Origin of the sequence: Pseudomonas sp. SWI44, from assembly GCF_002947915.1 — a bacterium.
Taxonomy (GTDB): Bacteria; Pseudomonadota; Gammaproteobacteria; order Pseudomonadales; family Pseudomonadaceae; genus Aquipseudomonas; species Aquipseudomonas taiwanensis.
The window spans coordinates 3054305-3076579 of the sequence record NZ_CP026674.1; the positions used below are offsets into that span (position 1 = coordinate 3054305).

20 protein-coding genes are annotated in these 22275 nt (G+C 61.3%); 12 read left to right on the forward strand and 8 right to left on the reverse strand.

Annotated elements, in window-relative coordinates:
- Positions 1 to 2: 2 nt before the first annotated feature.
- The 7 genes from C4Q26_RS14440 to fliF form a co-directional block, all read right to left on the reverse strand.
- Positions 3 to 458, reverse strand: a complete 456-nt coding sequence (locus tag C4Q26_RS14440) for a flagellar basal body-associated FliL family protein (RefSeq protein WP_104883215.1) — start codon at positions 456 to 458, stop codon at positions 3 to 5.
- A 122-nt stretch (positions 459 to 580) separates the two neighbouring features.
- Entirely contained in the window at positions 581 to 1858 is a 1278-nt protein-coding gene (locus tag C4Q26_RS14445) for a flagellar hook-length control protein FliK (RefSeq protein ID WP_104883216.1), read from the reverse strand.
- An 8-nt stretch (positions 1859 to 1866) separates the two neighbouring features.
- Positions 1867 to 2319 carry a flagellar export protein FliJ gene (fliJ, locus tag C4Q26_RS14450; protein ID WP_104883217.1) on the reverse strand — a complete coding sequence of 151 codons (453 nt, stop codon included), beginning with the start codon at positions 2317 to 2319 and terminating at the stop codon, positions 1867 to 1869.
- Between the two features lie 22 nt (positions 2320 to 2341).
- Positions 2342 to 3730, reverse strand: a complete 1389-nt coding sequence (gene fliI / locus C4Q26_RS14455; protein WP_104883218.1) for a flagellar protein export ATPase FliI — start codon at positions 3728 to 3730, stop codon at positions 2342 to 2344.
- The gene (locus tag C4Q26_RS14460; protein ID WP_256583266.1) at positions 3727 to 4434 is read right to left on the reverse strand and encodes a FliH/SctL family protein; all 708 of its coding nucleotides are present in this window, start codon (positions 4432 to 4434) and stop codon (positions 3727 to 3729) included. Before C4Q26_RS14460 ends, fliI begins: the two co-directional genes overlap by 4 nt.
- The gene (gene fliG, locus C4Q26_RS14465; RefSeq protein ID WP_104883219.1) at positions 4421 to 5419 is read right to left on the reverse strand and encodes a flagellar motor switch protein FliG; all 999 of its coding nucleotides are present in this window, start codon (positions 5417 to 5419) and stop codon (positions 4421 to 4423) included. Before fliG ends, C4Q26_RS14460 begins: the two co-directional genes overlap by 14 nt.
- Entirely contained in the window at positions 5412 to 7136 is a 1725-nt protein-coding gene (gene fliF, locus C4Q26_RS14470; protein ID WP_177429832.1) for a flagellar basal-body MS-ring/collar protein FliF, read from the reverse strand. Before fliF ends, fliG begins: the two co-directional genes overlap by 8 nt.
- A gap of 250 nt (positions 7137 to 7386) precedes the next feature.
- Here fliF and fliE point away from each other — a divergent pair, with 250 nt between their 5' ends.
- The 12 genes from fliE to C4Q26_RS14530 all read left to right on the forward strand — a co-directional run bounded on the left by fliE (position 7387) and on the right by C4Q26_RS14530 (position 18681).
- A complete protein-coding gene (fliE, locus tag C4Q26_RS14475; protein ID WP_104883221.1) occupies positions 7387 to 7704 on the forward strand; it encodes a flagellar hook-basal body complex protein FliE in 318 nt (105 codons plus the stop codon).
- 142 nt (positions 7705 to 7846) lie between these two features.
- Positions 7847 to 9247 (forward strand): flagellar filament capping protein FliD, encoded by a 1401-nt coding sequence (gene fliD, locus C4Q26_RS14480; protein WP_104883222.1) that lies wholly within the window; start codon positions 7847 to 7849, stop codon positions 9245 to 9247.
- Between the two features lie 24 nt (positions 9248 to 9271).
- Entirely contained in the window at positions 9272 to 9667 is a 396-nt protein-coding gene (gene fliS, locus C4Q26_RS14485; RefSeq protein WP_104883223.1) for a flagellar export chaperone FliS, read from the forward strand.
- A gap of 8 nt (positions 9668 to 9675) precedes the next feature.
- Complete coding sequence (locus tag C4Q26_RS14490; RefSeq protein ID WP_104883224.1) at positions 9676 to 10041, forward strand: flagellar protein FliT; 366 nt, start codon at positions 9676 to 9678, stop codon at positions 10039 to 10041.
- A 328-nt stretch (positions 10042 to 10369) separates the two neighbouring features.
- Positions 10370 to 10705 carry a flagellar transcriptional regulator FlhD gene (gene flhD, locus C4Q26_RS14495; protein WP_104883225.1) on the forward strand — a complete coding sequence of 112 codons (336 nt, stop codon included), beginning with the start codon at positions 10370 to 10372 and terminating at the stop codon, positions 10703 to 10705.
- Positions 10706 to 10708: 3 nt separating this feature from the next.
- A complete protein-coding gene (flhC, locus tag C4Q26_RS14500) occupies positions 10709 to 11275 on the forward strand; it encodes a flagellar transcriptional regulator FlhC (protein WP_104883226.1) in 567 nt (188 codons plus the stop codon).
- A 111-nt stretch (positions 11276 to 11386) separates the two neighbouring features.
- Positions 11387 to 12265: a flagellar motor stator protein MotA gene (gene motA / locus C4Q26_RS14505; protein WP_104883227.1), complete on the forward strand. Its 879-nt coding sequence runs from the start codon at positions 11387 to 11389 to the stop codon at positions 12263 to 12265.
- A complete protein-coding gene (gene motB / locus C4Q26_RS14510; RefSeq protein ID WP_104883228.1) occupies positions 12262 to 13131 on the forward strand; it encodes a flagellar motor protein MotB in 870 nt (289 codons plus the stop codon). The genes motA and motB overlap by 4 nt, the downstream gene beginning before the upstream one ends.
- Positions 13132 to 13231: 100 nt before the next feature.
- Positions 13232 to 14401: a flagellar biosynthesis protein FlhB gene (gene flhB, locus C4Q26_RS14515; RefSeq protein ID WP_104884049.1), complete on the forward strand. Its 1170-nt coding sequence runs from the start codon at positions 13232 to 13234 to the stop codon at positions 14399 to 14401.
- The gene (gene flhA, locus C4Q26_RS14520; RefSeq protein ID WP_104883229.1) at positions 14398 to 16491 is read left to right on the forward strand and encodes a flagellar biosynthesis protein FlhA; all 2094 of its coding nucleotides are present in this window, start codon (positions 14398 to 14400) and stop codon (positions 16489 to 16491) included. The genes flhB and flhA overlap by 4 nt, the downstream gene beginning before the upstream one ends.
- A 160-nt stretch (positions 16492 to 16651) precedes the next feature.
- Entirely contained in the window at positions 16652 to 17344 is a 693-nt protein-coding gene (locus tag C4Q26_RS14525) for an RNA polymerase sigma factor FliA (RefSeq protein WP_104883230.1), read from the forward strand.
- A gap of 14 nt (positions 17345 to 17358) precedes the next feature.
- Entirely contained in the window at positions 17359 to 18681 is a 1323-nt protein-coding gene (locus C4Q26_RS14530) for a UDP-glucose/GDP-mannose dehydrogenase family protein (RefSeq protein WP_104883231.1), read from the forward strand.
- Between the two features lie 26 nt (positions 18682 to 18707).
- Here the strand turns inward: C4Q26_RS14530 and C4Q26_RS14535 are convergent, their stop codons facing one another.
- Positions 18708 to 22115, reverse strand: a complete 3408-nt coding sequence (locus C4Q26_RS14535) for a tetratricopeptide repeat protein (RefSeq protein WP_104883232.1) — start codon at positions 22113 to 22115, stop codon at positions 18708 to 18710.
- Between the last annotated feature and the right edge of the window lie 160 nt (positions 22116 to 22275).

The following is a 22275-nucleotide window of genomic DNA, read 5'->3' on the forward strand; positions in this document are numbered from 1 at the left end:
GCTTATTGCACGATGAAGTCGGTGTAGAGAACGCCAAGCAGCGCGAAATCCGGCTGCTCGGTCGCCAGGTTCTTGCGCAGCAACTCGAGAATCTGGGCGGCCAGTGCCTGCTTGCCTTCAGGCGTTGCCAGTTGAGCGCTGTCTTGGCCGCTCAACGCGGTGAGCAACTGGCTGCGGATCTTCGGCATATACAATTCCAGCAGCTTGCGCGTTCTTTCGTTGCCGGCTTCCAGGTTGAATCCCACGTAGAGCACGCTTTGGTCGTCTCGCTCGCTGTGCAGGTTTACTGTCATGGGCGCAATACTGACCAACAGTGGTGCCGTTGGGATCGTTTTGCTCACATGCGCCTGGGCCCGTTCACGCACGATGTAAACGTACACACCCGCGGAACTGGCCGCCGCGGTGACCAAGGCCAGCGGTATGAACCAGAGCCAGATCTTCTTGGTGGTAGTGGGCATGGATAGCGGCCTTGGGATTGGGGAAACAGTTCGAAAGGGCGCAAGTATGCCCAGCGGACGGGCCGTTCGATGGGCGGATTAGCGGGGGTTTAGGGCTTTAACTTGCGGCTTTGCCTGGCCGGTTACAGGTACAGGTCGACCCCGGCGCCCAAGCTGACAATCGGCTGTGCCTTGGGCACGGCAGCAGGTTCCGCGGACGATTCCGGGCGCGACCTGTCATCGGCACCGGACGACTCCTGTCGCGACTGTTCGCCCATGGCCTGGCGGGAGGCACCGTCATTGATCGACGCTTCACCCAGTGTCAGCCCCTGCGCGGCAAGCGCCACCTGCAATTGTGGCAGCGCTTGCTCTACCGCCGAGCGCACCGAGGCGTGAGCCGACTGGAACTGCGCTTGAATGCCACCGTCGCTGACATTCAAACTGATCGACAGCGGGCCAAGGTCGGCCGGGTTCAACTGCATGTCCATTTGCTGTTCGCCGCGACGAATCAGGGCGATCACTTGCTGGCCCAGGTCATTCTGCCAAGTCGTGCTCCCAAGGGTTGGAGTGGCAGCGGTGGAGGCCGCATCGCTGACTGCGCTGCTGCTGGTGGTTGGGAGCGAGCTCAGACCTGAGATGGCCGTGGGCAGGGTTGGAGTAGCGTCCAGGCTGTCAGTTGGCAGGCTGTCGACGGTATTGCCGTTGGTCGTTTCCAATGAGGCGTGTGTGGCTACCGACACGACCTCTGCGGGTATATCGATGACCAAGTCTGGTTCCACCGCAAAAGGCTCTTCCGCGGGCGCCTTCCACTCCACGCCTGCCGTGGCCTTGCTCTCGTAGGTGGGTTCGGCGGCGAGGGTCGGGTCGGGGCTTGCCGCAGGCGCTTGAGCCCCGGTCACAGGTACAGCGATGGCGATGACGCCGGCATTGTCGATCAGGTCCAGGCGTTGGCGAATCGCTTCCAGCGAATCCTGTGACGGTTCTGTGCCGTCATTTGCATCAGTGCTGCCCTCAGCCGAGTCAGCGTTCTCCAGCATCGGGACAAATTTGTCTGTGGTCACCGATTCTTCTGCGCTGGTGTCCAGTTCGGCGAAAGGTAGATCGGCCGCCGGAGCCGGTGGCTGGACGGTGGCAGCCGGGAGCAGGTCTTGCTGTTGTTCGTCTGCTTCGGCTTGCACCAAGGTCTGGGGTACTTGGCTGACTGGCTCGGAGTGGCGATCGGTCGGCGACGGCGCAATGGGCTTAGGACGTGCGGGCGCCGCCGCGTTGGCAACGCTGGTGGCGGGTGTATCAGCGCTTGCGGTTTGGGCCTGTTGCAGCACGGTCGAGAAGGCGCTCGTCTGATTGTCCGCACTGCTGTTGTCGGTCACATCCTGGGTTGCGACCAGGGGCTGGGCTGCGAGGTTGGTGATGATGTTCATGGCTGTTCTCAGAATTCGCTGCCCATGGGCGCGCGCCGTGCACGGCTCGCCTGTTCGTCGGTTTGTCGTTGTTCGGCGCGCCCGACGCGCAACCGTTCCTGCTCCTCGCGCCGGGCCAGTAGCGTCTCGATGGCGTTGACCTTGCGCCATGCCTTGCGCCAGGTTTCCTGGTGCTCGGCGACTTGTGTCCGATGGTGCGCCAAGTTTCTTTCGGCGCGCTCCATCGCTCCTTCCAGCGACTTGAGAAAGCCTCGGTAGTTGGCCAGCGTGGCCGGACTCATACCGGCCCCAGCCAACTGCTGCTGCAGGGTCTGGCGGTACTCGCGCTGGTACTGGTCGAGGGTGCGCAGCTGTGCTTCCAGCCGCTGCTCGGCGCGTCGGCTTTGTGACAGTGCATTGGCGGCCTCTTCCCGGGCGCGGGCGGTCAGTTCGATCAGCAGCTGGAGCGATTCTTGGGCCATGGAGTACCTGCCTGCTCAGTGGTCATTTGCCTGGGAACAGCAGATTGAGCCCGGCCAGGCTGTCTTCCATCGACGAGCGTTCGTTTATGCGCTGTTGAAGGAAACGTTCGATATGCGGGTACAGGTTCACGGCGCGGTCGAGCTGGGCATCGTGCCCTGGCACGTAGGCACCTACGCCGATCAGGTCGCGGTTGCGCTGATAGCGTGACAGCGCCTGCTTGAGCCTCTGGGTCTTGCGCTGTTGCGACTCGCTGACGATCGCGGTCATCGCCCGGCTGATCGAGGCCTCGATATCAATGGCGGGGTAGTGCCCGCTTTCGGCCAGCTGGCGTGACAGCACGAAGTGGCCATCGAGAATGGCACGTGCTGAATCGGCGATCGGGTCCTGCTGATCGTCGCCTTCGCTGAGCACGGTATAGAAGCCGGTGATTGAGCCACCACCCCGCGGGCCGTTGCCCGCGCGCTCGACCAGTTTCGGTAGCTTGGCGAACACCGACGGCGGGTAGCCTTTGGTCGCTGGCGGCTCGCCCAGGGCCAGGGCGATCTCGCGCTGGGCCATGGCGTAGCGGGTCAGCGAGTCCATGATCAGCAGCACATCCTTGCCTTGGTCGCGAAAATCTTCCGCCAAGCGCGTGGCGTAAAGCGCACCCTGCAACCGTTGGAGCGGTGAGGCATCGGCCGGCGCGGCCACCACCACCGAGCGACGCAGGCCTTCCTCGCCGAGAATGTTGTCGATGAAGTCCTGCACCTCGCGGCCACGTTCGCCGATCAGACCAACCACCACTACATCGGCACGGGTGTAGCGTGCCATCATCCCCAGCAACACTGACTTGCCCACGCCGGAGCCGGCGAACAGGCCCAGCCGCTGCCCGCGTCCTACGCTGAGCAGGGCGTTGATGGCTCGGATGCCTACGTCGATCTGCCGGTCGATGGGCGCCCGTTGCAGCGGATTGATCGGCTGGCCATGCAGGCTGGCGCGGTGCGTAGCCAGCAGCGGCCCTTTTCCGTCGAAAGGGTTGCCACTGCTGTCCAGCACCCGCCCGAGCAGCGAAATGCCCAGCGGAACGGGGCGAATACCATCGCTGGCACCCGGCTCATCGGCCAGGGCAAATACTCTGGCACCCGATTGCAAGCCGTGGATTTCTTCCAATGGCATCAGGTACAACACGTCGCCAGAGAAGCCGATTACTTGCGCTTCAGCGAAGATTCCCGGTTGTGTATCACTGGCGGGCAGCAGCTCGATACGGCATCCGGCGCCCAACGGCAGGCGGAGGCCAACAGCCTCCAGTACGATGCCGGTGGCGCGGGTGATGCGGCCGCTACGCTGGTAGTCGGTGGCCTGCAGCGCGGCGCTTGCCAGGATGTCGAGCCCGCGGCTCCAGCGTTGCAGGTGCGGGTTGGCCGTGGTCATTGGGACGGGACCATTTCATCGAGCAGCCACTGGCCGTTACGCTCGAACAGGGTCTGACGCGTCAGACGCGTGGCATCCAGCTCAGCGGTTGCGCTCAGTGCACGGCAACCTCCCGGCGCGACCGACGGGTCGGCATGCAGGGTCCAGCCTGCCGCCGCCAGCTCATCGCCCAGACTGCCCTGTACCCACGGCAGGTCATCAGGATTCAGGTTGAGGCTCGGCCTGCCGGTAAGTGCCGGTTCGCAGGCGAGCATGCGCCGAGCCAGTTGTTCCACCTGTTCAGGCTGGATCGCCAAGGCCATACCGGCCAGGCGGCTGGCCAGTTCCAGGGCAACCTGGCCCACCTGCCGCGCCACCAGACTATCGACCTCGCGCAACGCTTCATCGAAACTCAGGCACAGGGCCCGCAACGGTTCGAGGGTTTGGCTGACCTGCTGGCGCAGTTCTTCAGCCGCCGCTTCGCGCCCTTCGGCCAGCCCTTGGGCATAGCCCAATTGCTTGCCTTGGGCATGGCCTAGCCGCTCGGCCTCGGACTGCGCCTGATCGCGTAGACGCTGCAAGGCCAGACGCTGGGCTAGCGCGTGCTTGCGCTGTTGTTCGCGGTGTGCGGTATCCGGATCGGCGCAAATGGGCTCCTGGGTGCCCAGCGGGTCCATCTGCCAGGCTTGCCAGCTCCCATGCGACAACTGGTCAGACATAGGCATCGTCGCCTCGCGTTGTAACCATGTCGCCGGTTTCGGACAGGCGTCGAACTACCTGCAGGATCGACTTCTGTTCGGCTTCGATCTGCGACATGCGAATCGGACCGCGGGCCTCCATATCCTCGCGGAACAGCGTCGAGGCTCGCTGCGACATATTGCGCATGAAACGGTCGAGCAGCGGAGCCGACGCCCCCTTGAGCGCGATCGCCAGGGAGTTGCTGTCGATGTTCTGCAGGAGGGTTTGGATACTCCGGTCGTCTACATCGGCCAGGTTCTCGAACAGGAACATCTCGTCGAGAATTTTCTGGGCCAGGTCTGCGCTGTGGTTGCGTAGGTTGTCGATGGCCGAGGACTCCTGGGCCGACGCCATGAGGTTGAGGATTTCCGCTGCGGCCCTGACGCCGCCCATCTTGCTGCGCTTGAGGCTCTGGCCATCGAGCATCACACCCAGCACTTCGGTGAGTTCGTGCAGTGCCACCGGTTGTACGCCGCTGAAGGTGGCGATGCGCAGGATGATGTCGTTGCGCAAGCGCTCGGGCAGAAGTTGCAGAATCGCCGAAGCCTGGTTGCGCTCCAGGTGCACGAGGATGGTGGCGACGATCTGCGGGTGTTCGTCGCGAATCATCTCCGCCACCATCGGCGCTTCCATCAGGTTGAGCTTGTCGATGCCAGAAACGGTATTGGTGGTTTCCAGGATGTCGTCGATCAGGCTGGCGGCGCGCTCGCTGCCCAGCGCTTTGGTCAGCACTGCGCGGATGTGGTCGCTGCTTTGAATGTTGATCGCTGCGTACTGCTCGGTCTCGTCCATGAACTCGGCTAGCACCTGACGCATTTCCTCATGGGAAACCTGGCTAAGCCGCGCCATTTCCAGGCTGATGGTTTCGACATCCTGGCTGGGCAGGAACTTGAACACTTCGGCAGCGCTGTCGGCGTCGAGCGACAGCAACAGGATGGCGCTGCGACGTGGCCCACTGATCTTGTTAGTCATTTTTCTTCATCCAGCCACGCACGATCATCGCGACCAGTCGCGGGTCCTCGGTGGCCAAGCGTTTCAGACTTTCCATGTTCTGTTCGTACAGTGCCGACTTGCGAGGCAATGCCGGTCGTGCCGCAGTGCCTGGGTTGGCGACCATTTCGCCGGTGGCAAGGTTGTCTTGTGTCAGCTCAAGGTCCTGGTCCGCCAATGCCATCAGCTCGCGGCGCCCTGACTCGGTCGCGCGTTGTTGCATCGGTTTGAGTACGCGTCGCCACAGCATGAAGGCGGCAAGGCCCACCAGCAGATAGCGCAGAGCACTCGTTGCCAGGTTGTAGGCATCCGGCGTTCGCCACCAAGGCAGCTCGGCCAGTGCTGCCTGTTCTTCGACGAACGGGCTGTTGATCACTTGCAGGGTGTCGCCGCGGCTCTCGGTGAAACCCATGGCTTGACGCACTAGGTCGTTGATGCCCGTCAGCTCGTCCTTGCTCAGCGGCTCGCTGGATGGAGCGCCATCCTTCATTACGGTCCGGTAGTTCACCACCACCGCGGCAGCCAGACGCTGAATATTGCCCAAGCTGGTTTTGACATGCTCGACATCGCGATCCACCTCGTAGTTGACCATACGCTCGCTCTGCAACGCCTTGCCGGGCTCGTTGGCTGAGTTGGGAGTACCGGTATTGGCATTTGCACTGCCCGGTGCGGGTGTAGGTGCATTGGCACGGGTCGGTGCTGGAGTGTTCGGAGGTGAGTTGGTCAGTGCACCGGGTACTCCGCGTGCGTTATCACCGGCTTGGCTCAGGCGCTCGGAGGTCTGCTGGCTACGCACCGCAGCCGAGTTGGCATCCTGGTTGGGGGCATAGCGCTCGGCGGTGCTTTCGCGTACCGAGAAATCCACTTGAGCTACCACCCGGGCATGAACATTGTTGCTGCCCAGCAGTGGCGACAGAATGTCCTCGATGCGCCGTTGGTAGGTGCGCTCGATCTCACTGATGTAATCGAGCTTGGCGTCGTCGAGCCCGTCGCTGGCATGGCTGCTCGAGAGCAGCCGGCCGTTCTGGTCGACCACGGTGACGCCGTCCACCGCCAGCGCAGGCACGCTGGAGGTGACCAGGTGAATGATCGCGCTGACCTGGCTCTGGCCAAGCTCTCGGCCAGGCTGCAGAGCGAGGGTGACCGAGGCCCGGGCGGCCTCGCGATCACGGGCGAACACCGAGTCTTTCGCCATCACCAGATGCACCCGTGCGTGGGCTACCGGACCCAGGGTTTCGATGGTGCGCGCCAGTTCGCCCTCCAGGCCGCGCTGGTAGTTGAGGTGCTCGGCAAACTGGCTGATACCGAAGGCCTGCTTGTCCAGCAACTCGAAGCCGATGCTGCCGCCCTTGGGCAGTCCTTGTTCGGCCAATTGCAGGCGTAAGGCATTCATCCGTTCGGCGGGTACCATGATGGTGTGACCGCCTTCTCCCAACCGATAAGGTACGCCGCGTTTGTCCAGTTCACCAATGACCTGGCCACCATCGGCTTCGCTCAGGTTGGAGAACAGTACGCGGTACTCCGGCTCGCGCGCCCATAGTAGCAGCGCCACCAATACGGCTACCGCCGCGGCGCCGGCCAGTAGCAATGGCAGCATCGGCCGGCCACGCAGGAACCCTGAAAGCGCGTCCAGGGCGCGAGGCGGGCTGGCAATCGGCAGATTCTTTTTTGTGCCCTTGGCCTGGGCAGCAGTAGTCACGAGCACCTCGAAGCTGAGGTTGTGGCCGGGAAGAAGGGCATCACAGAGTCCGCTGGCAATGGTAATCGACCCGCGGTCCGCCGGCCGGTTGGGGCGGTGGTCCAGTCGGGATTGGCTCAGCGTCATTCTGGCGAAGCCGGAGGCGGGCAAAGGGCAGAAAAGCCAGATGTTTTGCTGCCAATTGGGCGAATTCGCATTTGCACCGACTTGTTAATCTGCCGCGCATCCGCCAACTACGAGCCCCCGCGCCATGACCAGCCAAGCCCTTGTCGACGCTTTGCAACAGTTGAGCAGTCTTGCCGAACAGGCACAGGGCTGCACTTCAGTCCGAGGCAACCCGGCGGCCACGAGCTTCGCAGGTGAACTGCAGGTTTCGCTGGAGCGCATCAACCAGTTGCAACAAACCTCCAGCACCCGGGCCAATGCCTTCCAAGCGGGCAGCAGCGAGGTGTCGCTCAGTGATGTGATGGCCGATTCGCAGAAGGCCAGTGTTGCGTTCCAGATGGGCGTGCAGGTCCGCAACCGTCTGCTAACTGCTTATAAAGATGTGATGGGTATGCAGGTTTGAGACACCGCTCACAGATTTGTAAGCAAGTGCCTTAAAGACGACTCAGTCGATTGCCGATGTTGCGCCCTAAGACACCCACTGAACCGCATGGGCGGTAAGCGGCTCGAGAAACTGCGCTGCGCACATCAGGACGGACACTCACATGACTACCACCACCAGTTCTACGGCCACCATCACTTCCCTGGGCGTGGGCTCCGGGCTCGATCTGGAAAGCATTCTGGAAAGCCTGGAAGAATCGAAGACCGCCAGCTTGCTGGACCCGATCACCGCCCAGGAGGAGTCTGTCGAGGCTGAAATTTCGGCCTACGGCACCTTGACCAGTGCGCTCGATGCATTGCAAACGGCCGCAGAGGCGTTGTCCGATGCCAGTCTGTACGAGTCCTTGAGTACGAGCATCTCGGGCAGTGGTGTTTCGGTGCAGACCAGTGGCGAAGCGGTGGCGGGCACCTACAGTATCGAAGTGACCCAGCTGGCCCAGGCGCAGAGCCTCGCGACCGGCGGCATCAGCGATACCAGCAACACCTTGGGTACCGGTACGCTTACCCTTCAGGTCGGCAGCGACGAAGCGATCTCCATCACCGTGGACAGCAGCAACAACACCCTGGCCGGGTTGCGGGACGCGATCAACGCGGCGGATGCAGGCGTTACCGCGACCATCGTCAGCGATGGGAGCGACAGCCCGTATCGCCTGGTGCTGACATCCAGTAGCACTGGCACCGGTGCGCAGATGACCGTCAGCTACAGCAGCGATGACAGCAACGACCTGGCATCGTCGCTATTCGGCTATGCCGACGGTTCGGGCAACATGACCGAAACGGTCGCTGCGCAAAATGCCGAGCTCACCATCAACGGCATCTCGATCACCAGCCAGAGCAACACCGTCGAAGAGGCCTTGCAGGGCGTTACCCTGAACCTGAGTGCCATCGGCAGTTCGCAGACCCTGACCATCGAACGCGACACCGACAAGATCCTCCAGGCGATTACTGACTTCGTCGATGCCTACAACGACTTCGTAGGCACGGTCGATGAGCTGACTGCCTACGATGCCGATTCGGAAACCACCGGAGAGCTGCTGGGCGACTCCACGACCCGGCGCATCAGTACTGAATTGGCCAGCGATATCTACAGCTCCATCGGTAGCGGAACCTTCACCTATCTATCTCAGCTAGGCATCGCGCTGGAATCCGATGGCACCTTGTCGATCGATGAGGACACCCTGGAAAGCGCGCTTGAGGACAACATCGACGCGGTCTCTGAATTCTTCATCGGCAGTGATGGCAGCTCCGGTTTCATCTCGCGAATGACCGAGGATCTTGACAACTACCTTGACGAGGATAGCGGCCTGATCGTCGCCAAGACCGACAGCTTGGAGTCAAAGCTTGAGCAGCTGGAGGATCGCTACGACGAAAAGCAGGCGCTGATCGACTCCGAGATGGAGCGCTGGCGTGAAGAGTTCACCGAACTCGATACCTTGATCTCCACCCTGAACTCCACCGCCGATTACCTCACCACTCAATTCGAGGCACTCAACAGTGATGATTAATGCCTGTGTGGCGGAGTCCGCCAGATGATCTGCGCCCAAGACGCCAGTGCTTATGCCCGGGTGGCCCTGGAGAGCGGCATTCTTGCTGCTTCACCGCATCAGCGCATCACCATGCTGTTCGACCACTACCAGGCCTCCCTTCGTCTTGCCCGTTTGCACATGCAGGCCGGCAACATCCCGGAAAAGGGCAAGGCCATCACCCGTGCGATCAATATCGTGAGTCGGGGGCTGCGGGCATCACTGAACCTGGAGCAAGGCGGCGACATAGCCCGTCAACTGGACGATCTCTATGACTTCGTCGTACGCCTGCTGCTACGTGCCAACCTTGAAAACAACGAAGAGTCCCTAACCGCCGCCGCGGAGCTTCTGGGCAATATCGCCTCGGCTTGGAACGCGATTGGCCCGCAAACGGAGGATTAACGGTAGATATGCTGCAAGCACAAGTGATCGCTGCCTATGAAAGACTGCTGGAACAGTCACACCGCATGCTCGCATGCGCGGAAAACAGTGACTGGGATGGCATCTTCATCCTGAAGTCGCAGGGACTAATTGACGCAGCCAGTCTGCAGCGTGCGGAGAACCAGGCGGAACTCGACGAGCAGGGGAGGGCGCGCAAGCTTGAGCTTGTTACCGAAATTCTGGAGCTGGATGCCAAAGTCAGTAGCTTCCTGCATGCCCGGCAGAATTACTTGGGTCAACTAATGCAAGTCAGCCGGAAAAAAGGCGAGCTGGACAATGCCTATCGTGTGAATGGTGCAAAGGTAATATCACTTAGCCATCTCTTGTTCCGATAGAATCAATAAGACATCATTAGCTTGCTAACGAACGCCTGGGGTGGCGTTCAAAAAACACACCCTTAACCGTACTTAACACTTCTTTGGTAAATACTAGTAAAGGTCTTCCGATATCAGTTATCGGGCGGCCGGCTCGAGACTTGAGCGGTGAGAAAAATTTATCGGTGCCTCGAAAGGGAGCATCGCATGCTCAACACATAGGAACGCCGCAAGAAAGGCTGTAAAGCCCACGTAGAGGCATTGGTCATTTCGAACGCAGGGCGAGTGTGTATGGCTTCATCTTTATGGCGTGCCGGGGCGGTAGTCACTATCGAAAAAGGGGATAAAGTTGCCAAACACTAATAAAGACCTAGCAGACATCCAGGAGCTGAACCTGTCCTACTTGCTGCTGGCGCAGAACTTGTTGCGCAAGGATCGGGAAGTCGCGATGTTCAGGCTGAAACTTAACGACAACATGGCGGACTTGCTGACCCAGCTGAGCAGCAAGCAGATGACTCAGCTGTCCAGGACCAACCAACTCATCTGCCGGCCTATCTTCGAGGAGGCCGAGCGAATTTCAAGGGCTCTGGATAACTCGCGCGAGCTCGGGATGGTTGAACTTCACACTTCTCTGCTGATGGCGGCTGCCGACCGTTCGGAAGGCATGCACAGCAGCGGCGGCTGAGACATGTCCGAGAAAAGTCTGGTCACCGAGATGCAGCAGGTGCATCTGGCCATCGAGCTGATTCAGTTGGGGGCACGCCTTCAGGTTGTGGAAACCGAGACATCGCTCAGTCGGGGACGGCTCATACGTCTGTACAAGGAAGTACGTGGAGCGCCTCCGCCAAAGGGCATGTTGCCGTTTTCTACAGACTGGTTCGTGACTTGGCTGCCGAACATCCACTCCTCACTGTTCTACAGCATCTATTGCAGCCTGCTGGAGATCGGCGGCCACAGGATCGACGCCTTCATCAAGGCGTATCGCCTGTATATGGAGCATGCGAGCGATGCCGAGGGTGAGCGAGTCCTGGGGCTTACGCGAGCCTGGACACTGGTGCGATTCGTCGAGAATGGCATGCTTGAGCAGATTCGTTGTTCGTGCTGCTCGGGCAAGTTCATCACCCACTCCTACTCGCCGACTCAGAATTACGTGTGTGGTATTTGTCAGCCGCCGTCCCGGGCGGGCAAGACCTTGAAGCGCCGAGATATCGAAAATGACACCCTGGACAGCCTGCGCCCGATGACTCAGCGATGACCCGCCAGCACGGGCGCTGGGTTTAGGCCGCGCCAGGGCAAGTTTTTTCAAGTTGGCAGTCGCCGTTGCCGATCTTCAGCCGTCTTTCACGGAAACCTGAGGAGCGGCGACGTGCTTATCGTATTGGGACTGTTTGTAGCGCTGGCTTCGGTATTCGGTGGTTTCGTGCTGTCTGGTGGCAGCCTGGGGCCGCTGTATCAACCCACTGAATTGCTGATGATCGGCGGGGCGGCGATCGGCGCCTTCATCGCGGCGAACAATGGCAAGGCCATTCGCGCGACACTTGGCGCTATCTCGACATTCAGGCGCAGTACCGGCTACGACAAGTCCTTCTATATGGACCTTCTGGCCATGATGTTCACCCTGCTGGGCAAGGCCCGGCGGGAAAGCCTGCTGGCCGTGGAGCGGGACATCGACAACCCGCGCGAAAGCCCTATTTTTTCCCAGCACCCCAAGCTGCTCGACGACCCACTGGTGCTCAATTTCATCGTCGATTACCTGCGTCTGCTCATCAGTCTGTCTGTCCAGGCCCATGAGCTCGACGAGTTAATGCAACACGAGATCGAAGAGTACGAGCACGAGGCACATCTGCCCGCTGATGCGTTGTACAAAATCAGTGATGGGTTGCCGGCTTTCGGTATCGTTGCAGCGGTGCTGGGGGTCGTCAAAGCCTTGAGCGCGGTCAACGTCGGGCCCGATATGATGGGCCTGATGATTGCCCACGCATTGGTCGGGACCTTTCTCGGCATCTATCTGGCGTACGGGGTCGTTGCACCTTTGGCCAGTCGCATCGAGCGACAGACCGGCGAGTCGACCAAGATGCTTCACTGCCTGCGTGTGAGCTTGCTTGCCCATGTGCAGGGCATTCCCCCTCAATTGGCTGTGGAGTTCGCCCGCAAGACCCTGCACAGCAGTGAAAGGCCTACGGCCGAAGAGCTGGAAAGCTATGTGCGGGGCGGTTCCGGCCAATCGGGCCTGGCGCCAGCATGAGTGACCAGCCGATCATCATTCGACGCAAGAAGAAGGCTGCCAAAGGCCACCACGGTGGCGCCTGGAAAATCGCTTTCGCCGATTTCATGACGGCGCTGATGGCGCTGTTTCTGGTGCTATGGGTGCTGTCCAATGCCGGCAAGGGCGACAAGGAAGCCATTGCTCAGTACTTCAGCACCCCATTGCTGGTGGCATTGGCTAACGGAGACAAGAGCAGTGCCAGCACCAGCGCGATTCCCGGAGGGGGAACCGACCCCGCTCTGGCGCAGGGCGAAAGGGTCCGTAAACTGCGGCCGCATCAGTTGTCCAGCGAAGAGCGGCGCCATTTGCAAGCCCTCAAGCAACGACTGGAGGATGCCGTTGAACGCGATCCAAAGCTGCGCGAACTGAAACAGCAGATCGCCATCGAGCTGAGCCCAGAGGGCTTGCGTGTGCAATTGCTGGATACCGACAAACGCCCGATGTTCGAGTTAGGCAGCGCCAAAGTGGCGCCGTACATGAGCCAACTGCTGCGCACGTTCGCGCCGGTACTCAATGAACTGCGCAACCGGATCCAGATCAGCGGCCATACCGACAGCCATCCCTACCCAGGTGGCGAGGCGACCTACAGCAACTGGGAGTTGTCTGCCGACCGCGCGAAGGCTTCGCGCCAGGAACTGGTAGCTGGCGGGCTCGATCCCGACAAACTGTTGCGGGTCTCAGGCATGTCCGACCGTATTCGTTTTCGTGGGGCCGGGCCGTATGACGCGGCCAATCGACGGATCGAGATCATCGTCCTCGACAGCCAGGTCGCGCAGCGCATCCTCTCCCAGGATGAATACGGCATCCAGATGCCTGCCGCCGAACCAGTGCAAACCCAGCAATAGCGAAGCATAAAGGCGTTTTTTCATTGGTTCGCCGTGCCGGATGCCTGCCCACAATAGCGGCCCCTGAACTGCCCGGGTGGCCGCTGTTGCCTGAATGATCATGGCCGAGACCAGCAGAGAAGACCAGACCGAAGCGGCTACGCCGCGCCGCATCGAAAAAGCCCGGGAAGAAGGGCAGATTGCGCGTTCCCGCGAATTGACCACGTTCGTCATGTTGCTGGCCGGTATCGGTGGGCTGTGGGTCATGGGCGGGCATCTCTACGACCAGATCGGCGGCATCGTGGAGCGGGCATTACTGTTCGATCGGGTGCAGTTGTTCGACTCGGCACGCATGCTCGCCACCTGCTGGGCGCTTGGTCAGGCGGCACTGCTGGCCCTTGTTCCCTTTTTCGCCTTGATGGTGTTTGCGGCCTTGGCGGCGCCGACGTTGCTTGGCGGACTGGTCGTCACCCTCGCGGCGGCCCGGCCACGTCTTTCCCGTGTCAACCCGATCAGCGGCTTGGCCCGGTTGTTCTCCATGCAAGTGCTGGTGGAGCTTGCCAAGGCCATCGCCAAAGCCACACTGATCGGCCTGGTGTTGTACCTGTTCCTGGATGCCCATATTGGCCAGTTGCTTGGCCTGCCCAAGCTACCACCACAACAGGCGTTGGTCACGACCATGGCGTTGACGGCCAAGGCCTGTGCCACCTGTGTGGCCGCCCTGATCGTCGTGGTCGGTATGGACACGCCCTACCAACTGTGGACCTACGCCAAGAACCTGCGGATGTCAAAGGAAGAGGTGCGTCAGGAGCACAAGAACTCAGACGGTGATCCCCATGTGAAGGCGCGCATCCGGCGCCTGCAGCAGGCCCGTGCGCGCAGACGCATGATGAGCAAGGTGGCCAAGGCCGATGTGGTGGTGACCAACCCCAGCCATTTCGCGGTCGCCCTGGGTTACCGCAAGGACAAGGATGGCGCCCCGCGCGTGCTCGCCAAGGGGGCGGATGCCGTGGCGCTGCGTATCCGCGAGATCGCCCAGGAGCATGACCTGCCCATTCTGGAGGCGCCACCGCTGGCGCGTGCGTTGTATTTCCATGTGGACCTCGACCGGGAGATTCCCATGGAACTCTATACCGTTGTCGCCGAGGTGGTGGCCTGGGCCATCCGCCTCAAGCGCGTCAGCGAACAAGGTGGGCCCATTCCGCCCACTCCGCTAAATCTGCACGTTCCGGATGGCATGGACCGGCCCGGACGACGCGCCAGGAAAACCGAGGACCCACAGAACCCATGAAAGGCCTGACTGACCTGTTACGTCGCGACGCCTGGCCAGCGGGCGTCGACCTGAAGATCATGACCGGCCCGGTGCTGATCGTGCTCATCCTGTCGATGATGATCCTGCCGTTGCCAAGTTTCATTCTTGACCTGCTGTTTACCTTCAACATCGCCCTGGCAATCATGGTCTTGATCGTCAGCATGCTCACCGAGAAGCCGCTGGACTTCTCCGCATTCCCATCGGTCCTGCTGTTTACCACGCTATTGCGTCTTTCGCTGAACGTGGCTTCGACGCGGGTGATCCTGATGCATGGCCATACCGGCACCGACGCTGCCGGCAAGGTGATCGAGGCTTTCGGGGAGTTTCTTGTCGGCGGCAATTTCGCGGTAGGGCTGGCGCTGTTTCTGATTCTGGTCACCATCAACTTCATGGTGATCACCAAGGGGGCGGGCCGTATCGCCGAGGTGGGTGCACGCTTCACCCTCGATTCGATGCCCGGTAAACAAATGGCCATCGATGCCGACCTCAATGCCGGCCTGATCGGTGAGCCAGAGGCCCGCAAACGACGCAAGGAAGTCGCCCAGGAAGCCGACTTCTTCGGCTCCATGGACGGTGCCAGCAAGTTCGTCCGTGGCGACGCCGTGGCCGGCTTGGTCATCATGGCGGTTTGCGTGATCGGCGGCCTGGCCATCGGCCTGCTGCAGCACGACATGAGCTTTGCTGACGCGGCACACACCTACACCATGCTAACCATTGGCGATGGTCTGGTGGCGCAGATTCCCGGCCTGGTAATTTCCATCGCTGCGGGCGTCATGGTTTCGCGGGTGAACACTGAGGAGGACGTCAGCCGGCAGATGATCGGCCAACTGTTCAGCCGTCCGAAAATGCTAATGATGACGGCCGGTGTGATGGGGTTGCTGGGCTTGGTGCCAGGTATGCCCAATCTGGTGTTTCTGCTGCTGACAGCCCTCTTGGGCGGGCTAGGGTGGTGGTTCTCCCGGCAGGAGCAACTGGCCGAACAGGCCCCTGTGGCGGTCGCCCAACCCAAGGCGGCTGTGCAGAGCAGCGAGGCAAGTTGGGATGACGTGAAACTGGTGGACACCCTTAGCCTACGCGTGGGCCATCGCCTCATTCCATTGGTGGATGTGCGTCAACAGGGTGAACTGAGCACGCGCATCAAAAGCCTGCGCAAGAAGTTCGCGCAGGATGTGGGCTTTCTGCCGCCAGTGATTCATGTACGTGACAATCTCGAACTGTCGCCCAACACCTACATCATCAGCCTCAAGGGCGTCGAAGTGGGGCGCGGCGAGATCTACCCCGGCAAATGGCTGGCGATCAACCCCGGCAAGGTCACTGGCCAGTTGGAAGGCAAGGAGGCGGTGGACCCGGCGTTCGGCCTGCCCGCCATCTGGATCGACCAGAACCTGCGCGAACATGGGCAGATCTACGGCTACACCGTGGTCGATGCCAGTACCGTGGCGGCCACCCACCTGAATCATCTGCTGCATCAGCATGCCAAGGACATGCTGGGGCGTGGCGAGGTGCAGAAGCTGCTGGACAAGCTGGGCAACGATAGCAAAGGGTTGGCTGACGAGGTGGTGCCCAAGTTGCTTACGCTGACGCAATTGCAACGCATCTTGCAGAACCTTTTGGAAGAGAACGTGCCGATTCGTGACATGCGCACCATCCTCGACACCCTCGCCGAGCACGGGGGGGGACAGCCGCCGCCGGACATCGCCGAACTGACGGCGCTGGTGCGCATCGCGCTGGGCCGCTCCATCGTCAACCAGTACTACGCCAACAAGCCGGAGCTGCGCGTCATCGGCCTGGACTTCAACCTGGAGCAGGTAGTGATGCAGGCGGTTGGCAATGGCGGATCGCTGGAGCCGAGCCTGGCCGATACCTTGATGAAAGAAACCACCCAGGCTCTCAAGCGTCAGGAAATGAACAGCGAACCGGCCGTACTGGTGGTGCCCAATCGCCTGCGCCCGGTGCTGTCACGTTTTCTGCGCCGGCGTCTGCGTCAGCTGGCGGTGATCGCATTGAGCGAAATACCCGAAGACCGCACCTTACGGATCACCAGTATCATCGGCGCGCCTGGGGCCTGACGCCGGCTAACCGACGAATAGCCCTGAAAGCACAGGGTTGTTCTCGGCTTCGCCGCCAGCACGCGGCGCTGATAATCCCGGTGTTACCCCTGAGGCTGCGTTCGGTTCGCAATCGGCGCGGATACCTCATCGCCATATGGGTTCTTCACAGGCGCGCACGATGTATACGGCACAAGGCAAGATGTACCAACAGGAACTGCTACAGCAGTACTTGCCCTTGGTCAAACGGCATGCACTGAACTTTAAGACGAAGCTGCCGCCCAGCATTGATCTGGATGATCTCATTCAGGCCGGAAGCATCGGCCTGCTCGATGCGATCACCCGTTACGACCAAACCCGAGGGACTACCTTCGGCACCTTCGTCCTGCATCGTATTCGCGGGGCCATGATCGATGAGCTGCGCTCCCGGGACTGGGCGCCTCGCAGTGTGCGGCGCCAGGCGCGGCTGCTCTCGGACACTCTCTATCGGCTGGAGCAGAGCCTTGGGCGCTCGCCCACCGAGCGCGAGATCGCCTCCGCCATGGGGATGTCCTTGGGCGAATACCACCAGTTGCTGTGCGATACCAATGGCAGCCACATGCTGCCCATCGACCAGGTCAGCGAAGACCACCTGGAAACCCTCGAAACCCATGGGCGCAACCCCATCAATGCGCTGCTCGATGAATGCAACCGAACGTTGTTGATACGCGCGATCGAGAGCTTGCCCGAGCGCGAACGGCTACTGATGGCGCTGTATCACCAGGAAAAGCTCAACATGCGCGAGATTGGCCATGTGCTGAAGATCAGCGAATCCCGTGTCTGCCAGTTGCACAGCCAGGCCATCGCCCGCCTGCGTGCGAAACTTGCGGACTGACCTTTAGGATAACCATGAAAATCAGCGTGTTCGGTTCTGGGTACGTGGGGCTGGTGGCGAGCGCATGCCTGGCCGATGCAGGGCATGATGTGATGTGCATGGACATAGATCCCCTGCGTGTCGACTCCCTGAAGGCGGGCGAGGTGCCTATCCATGAACCCGGACTGGATACCCTGCTGGCCACCAACCTACGCGCGGGGCGCCTGCATTTCAGCAGCGACGCTGAACAGGCCGTTGCATTTGCCCAACTGCTGTTCATCGCCGTCGGCACTCCGCCCGATGAAGATGGCTCGGCCGACCTTCAGTATGTGCTGGCGGTGGCTAGGGACATCGGTCGCTACATGGGGGGCTACAAGGTGGTCGTGGGCAAGTCCACCGTGCCGGTCGGTACCGGCGAGAAAGTGCAGGCTACCATCGCCGCCGAGCTGGCGACACGCGGCCTCCACCTGCCGTTCGAGGTCTGCTCGAACCCGGAGTTTCTCAAGGAAGGGGCGGCCGTCGAGGACTTCACCCGCGGCGCTCGCATCGTTGTTGGTACCGAGTCGCCAACGGTCATGCGCTTGATGCGCGAATGCTACGCTCCCTACAACCGTCATCACGACAAGCTGATGTTCATGAGTCTGCGAGCTGCCGAACTGACCAAGTACGCCGCCAATGCCATGCTCGCAACCAAGATAAGCTTCATGAACGAAATGGCCAACTTGGCCGAGCACCTGCACGTGGACATCGAGGAGGTCCGACACGGCATTGGTAGCGACCCTCGTATCGGTTATGACTTTATCTATCCAGGCTGCGGCTATGGCGGCTCCTGCTTTCCCAAGGACATTCAGGCCCTGAGCCGTGCAGCCCTGGCCGTGGGTTACGAACCCCAGTTACTTCACGCGGTTGAAGCAATCAATCAGCGCCAGAAAACAGCGTTGTTCAAGAAACTGGAGCACGCCTTGGGTGGCAACCTCGAAGGCAGGACCATCGCTGTCTGGGGCTTGGCGTTCAAGCCCAACACCAACGATATGCGTGCCGCACCCAGTCGTGCGCTGATGGAGGCGCTGTGGGCCTGCGGCGCAAGGGTACAGGCGTATGACCCTGAGGCGATGCAGGAGTGTCGACGTCTGTATGGCGAGCGTGACGACCTGCTGCTGGCGGGGGACCGGATCCAGGCGGTCAAGGGCGCCGATGCCTTGGTGATCTGTACAGAGTGGAAAGCCTTTCGCAGTGTCGACTTCGGCTGGCTACGGCAGCAACTCGGCAGTGGCGTGGTCATCGATGGGCGCAATCTCTACGATCCTCGCGCCGCCGCTGACGCCGGCCTGACCTACCGCGCCATGGGCCGGGGCTGAATCAGCCCCGGTCGTATCAGCGTCGCTTAGCTGGCGTAGGCCACCTCGTTATAGCTCGACACCATCCAGGTCAGCATTTCCCGGGGGATGTCGGTCATCGGCTGCAAGTCGAAACGAGCCATGCGTCCGATCCGCGCCGTGGGCGTTGCCAGGCGCTCGACCACATGATAGTGCGGGCGGTCAAGATAGTCGTCGAACAGCACGATGGTGGGCTTGGTGATGCGCAGGCACGCGGTGACGAAGCAGGCAACGCGAAAGCGCCCATCGATCAGCACGACGTCGGGCGCCTGGAAATCTGCCTGGTCCCAGACCTGCAGCGGGTAACGATGAAAGCGCTTCCAAGCCGAGGCGTCCCGAGGCCGAGCCCAGGCGCCGGTCGCACCGACATCGACCGGGTGCATGCGCGGTGGTGAAGGCAGGTTGGCCGTGTCGATCAGGTGCTGCATCTGTTCGGCCCAGCGCAGGTCGTTCTCCACCGAGTACACAGTCTTGCCTGTCGTGCGGCCGGCCAGCAGGGTGGATCCTCCGCTGCCATATTCGAGAATGACTGAAGCCTCGGCGTAGATCGACTCGACATACTTGGCCACTTGCGCAGGGAATGTCAGTTGTGGCTCCTGCAAGGGTACCTGGGGCGCGGGTGGCGCGTCTGTCGGCTGCGCAGCGCGAGAGGTATCGGTCGCGGTTAGGTTGAGTTGGCAGTGCTTCAGGTAGCGCTCGGCAATGTCGTCTCCCAGCCCACGCAGCAATTGCAACGTTGCATCTTTCGCGTCGTAGACCGTGTGCAGCAGAAACGCCAACTTGCGCCGTGGGTTTTCGCCAAGGTTGGCCATGCGTTCCTTGCTGGGCAGAAACAACGCGTCGGCGCTCACCAACTGCGACGCGCCCAGGGTTGTACTGGCCGGGTCGTTGGTCGCGTAGCTTCGATACTGTAGGTTGTGCAACCGGTAGAAGCTGAAGCCGAGCGGCATGAGCCGCTGACACAGGTCAGTGATACTCGGCTGGCCTTCATGGGTGGGGGAAAAGTTGAAGCGTGCCTGCACGAGCAAGGTTCTGGCCAGCGTGCCTGTGCCATGGTCGATGGAGGCCAGGCTGTCGTTGAGGTTGTCCAGTAGCAGCCAGTCCAGTGCATCGAGCCCTTCGATGGCATCCAGTCGAAGGGTCGGTATTTTCAGGCGGGCCAGCACCTGCGGCATCGGCCCTCTGCTTGGCGCTGGCAACGGTTCGAGCGTGGCGCTCAGCGCCGGGTCCAGGCAAGCGCGTAGTGTCGTGGGACGGCCGTTGCCCAGGGCGGTGCTTGGGTAATAATGCAGCTCTCCAAGCTGTTTAAGCTGGCCGGCGTTGCCGATGCGGCTGGTGGGGTCGAAGGCGATGGCCGACAGCACGCCCAGACGCTGCAGCGAAACATAGCGCGGCGAACCCAGCAGGGATGCACCATGGTCCAGGGTGATGATCCGACCCTGGAAGCTGAAGCTGAACTCACTTTGCGCAGCAGGCGCAGCGGGGTGCAGAAGCTGCACGGGGTTGTGCTCGCCTTCGAACCAGGCGCTGCCGTCCTTGTTCAGTGTCAGGGCGGCTGCGGGCTTGGCGGCACAGTGGCGCTGCCAGATGGCTCGCAAGGCGATACCCAGATGCGAGGCGAATCGCTGGCTGTCGCAGACCGGCGAGCTCATCAACTTGTCGCGCAGGTGCTTACGGATAGTTGCAAGGCTTGGCAGATCGCGGGCAAGCGATGCAGCGCGCTGTACGTAAGCCTCCCAGCTGTCGACCACCAATTCGGGCAGGCCGGCATTGACCAGATGAGTGGTGGAGTGGCGCCCGGCGAAGGTAGGGCCGGGCAAGGTCACCACCGGAACCCCCATCAGGAGGGCCTCGCAGGTGGTCAGCCCGCCTGAATAGGGCCAAGGATCGAGCGCGATATCGACGCGGTTGTAGTTCTCCAGAAGGCTCTTGTGGCCCACCGGCCCCTCAGCCTGCACCCGCTCGGGGGCGATGCCGCGTTCCTGCAGGACGCGTTGCACATGCGCGCGCAGTTCAGGGTTGGCGAACGCTGCGCCCTTGAGCAGCAGCCTTGAATCGGCAACGGTGTGCAGCAGGTCTGCCCAGTGCGTCAGCAGCTGGTCGTTGATCTTGGTGGGGTTGTTGAAACAGCCGAACGTGACGAAACCGTTGCTCAATGCCGGCAGCGGTTTGATATCCGGCGTGTAGACCGGCGGGTCGTAGCAGATGTAGTCGTCCGGCAGGCGTATTAGCTTCTCGGTGTAGAACGCATCTTCGCCCGGCGGTGATTCCAGGGCATCGGTCAGTAGGTAATCGATGGCATCCAGGCCGGTGGTGTTGATCAACCCTCCAACCCATTTTACCAGCAAGGGTGCAGGCTGCAGGGCCATCGTGCCCATGCGGTTGCCGGCATTGTGGCCGCTGAGGTCGATGAGGATATCGATGCGGTCGTCGCGGATTTGTTGCGCCAGGCGTTGATCGTCCATGTGCTTGATCGACTGCCAACCCTGAACACGCGCGCGTATCCGTCGGGTCAGGTGGTCGCTGACCTGGCTGCTGCTGTAGGCCAGCAACTGGAACTGGTGGCGCGGTAGACGTTCGAGCACGCCGACGATCATGTTGCCGACCGGGTGTTGGCGCAGGCCATCGGAAACCAGGCCGATCCGCAGCGGTTTGTCCGGCGAAAGGTTGTCGGAAAGCGGGCGAGGAGGGACGCTGGCCGGTCCGAAACGTGTCTGCCATTCCTTGCACGCTTCGAAGATGTATTCGCGGCTTCGCGTTGGATCGTAGTGCAGGCTGGTCAGACGGTTGGAGTAGGGTAGTACATCCTTGCGCCCGGCCAAGTCGATGGCCCGGCGATAATGCTGGTCAGCCAACTTCAACTGGCCGATGTCCTTGTACAGGTTGGCCAGATTGTTCCAATGGCTGTAGTCCTTCGGCTCCCGTTCTATGAGTAGGCGAAACACTTCGATGGCTTCACCGAATCGGTCGAGACGATTGAGGGTCAATCCCTTGCGTGCTAACAAGCGGTAGTCGTTGGACTGAGTCTGGAGGGCGTGCTCGATGTGATCAAGCGCTGGCTTGAACTGGCCTTTTTCGAAGTAGAGGGTGGACAGGCGATGGTGCGCCGCAGAACAGTCAGGCATGAGCTGAATGGCCCGCGTGGCGAGGGCCAGGGCACGGTCGAAGTCGCCCAGCTTCTGCGCCGCCTTGGCCACCAGCTCAAGTGCCAATGGATCGTCTGGCGTGAGTGCCAGAGCATGTTCGTAACTGGCCAGGGCCTGCTCCGGAGCATCGGCCAGTTGCAGGCTGCCCAGGCTTTGCCAGGCTCGCGCGTCATCGGGGCGGCGCTGGCAAATACGTTGCGCATCGCCCAGGTTCAAGGGCGCGGGAGCTTGGCGGGATTTAGGGGGTCGAGCGCGCTGGGGCTTGGACATGGGATACGGTCTTATGGCTTAGGATATCAAGCCCAAATGCTAGCGCTGGCATTGGCTGGGCAAAGCACCGATAAGGCACCGCTCGACCTTGGGATTATGCGGTTTGCAGGGGTATGCAAATCGTTCAGGCCTGAATACCCCCTAAACAAGAAAGGCGCGA

Excerpts from the sequence above, each read along its gene's own strand:
- C4Q26_RS14530 (WP_104883231.1), top strand. The coding sequence starts at position 17,359 with ATGAAAATCAGCGTGTTCGGTTCTGGGTACGTGGGGCTGGTGGCGAGC.
- fliG (WP_104883219.1), bottom strand. The coding sequence starts at position 5,419 with ATGACTAACAAGATCAGTGGGCCACGTCGCAGCGCCATCCTGTTGCTG.
- fliJ (WP_104883217.1), bottom strand. The coding sequence starts at position 2,319 with ATGGCCCAAGAATCGCTCCAGCTGCTGATCGAACTGACCGCCCGCGCC.
- fliI (WP_104883218.1), bottom strand. The coding sequence starts at position 3,730 with ATGACCACGGCCAACCCGCACCTGCAACGCTGGAGCCGCGGGCTCGAC.
- C4Q26_RS14525 (WP_104883230.1), top strand. The coding sequence starts at position 16,652 with ATGTATACGGCACAAGGCAAGATGTACCAACAGGAACTGCTACAGCAG.
- fliS (WP_104883223.1), top strand. The coding sequence starts at position 9,272 with ATGATCTGCGCCCAAGACGCCAGTGCTTATGCCCGGGTGGCCCTGGAG.
- motB (WP_104883228.1), top strand. The coding sequence starts at position 12,262 with ATGAGTGACCAGCCGATCATCATTCGACGCAAGAAGAAGGCTGCCAAA.
- flhC (WP_104883226.1), top strand. The coding sequence starts at position 10,709 with ATGTCCGAGAAAAGTCTGGTCACCGAGATGCAGCAGGTGCATCTGGCC.
- flhB (WP_104884049.1), top strand. The coding sequence starts at position 13,232 with ATGGCCGAGACCAGCAGAGAAGACCAGACCGAAGCGGCTACGCCGCGC.
- fliE (WP_104883221.1), top strand. The coding sequence starts at position 7,387 with ATGACCAGCCAAGCCCTTGTCGACGCTTTGCAACAGTTGAGCAGTCTT.
- C4Q26_RS14535 (WP_104883232.1), bottom strand. The coding sequence starts at position 22,115 with ATGTCCAAGCCCCAGCGCGCTCGACCCCCTAAATCCCGCCAAGCTCCC.
- fliD (WP_104883222.1), top strand. The coding sequence starts at position 7,847 with ATGACTACCACCACCAGTTCTACGGCCACCATCACTTCCCTGGGCGTG.
- C4Q26_RS14490 (WP_104883224.1), top strand. The coding sequence starts at position 9,676 with ATGCTGCAAGCACAAGTGATCGCTGCCTATGAAAGACTGCTGGAACAG.
- C4Q26_RS14440 (WP_104883215.1), bottom strand. The coding sequence starts at position 458 with ATGCCCACTACCACCAAGAAGATCTGGCTCTGGTTCATACCGCTGGCC.
- flhA (WP_104883229.1), top strand. The coding sequence starts at position 14,398 with ATGAAAGGCCTGACTGACCTGTTACGTCGCGACGCCTGGCCAGCGGGC.
- C4Q26_RS14460 (WP_256583266.1), bottom strand. The coding sequence starts at position 4,434 with ATGCCTATGTCTGACCAGTTGTCGCATGGGAGCTGGCAAGCCTGGCAG.
- C4Q26_RS14445 (WP_104883216.1), bottom strand. The coding sequence starts at position 1,858 with ATGAACATCATCACCAACCTCGCAGCCCAGCCCCTGGTCGCAACCCAG.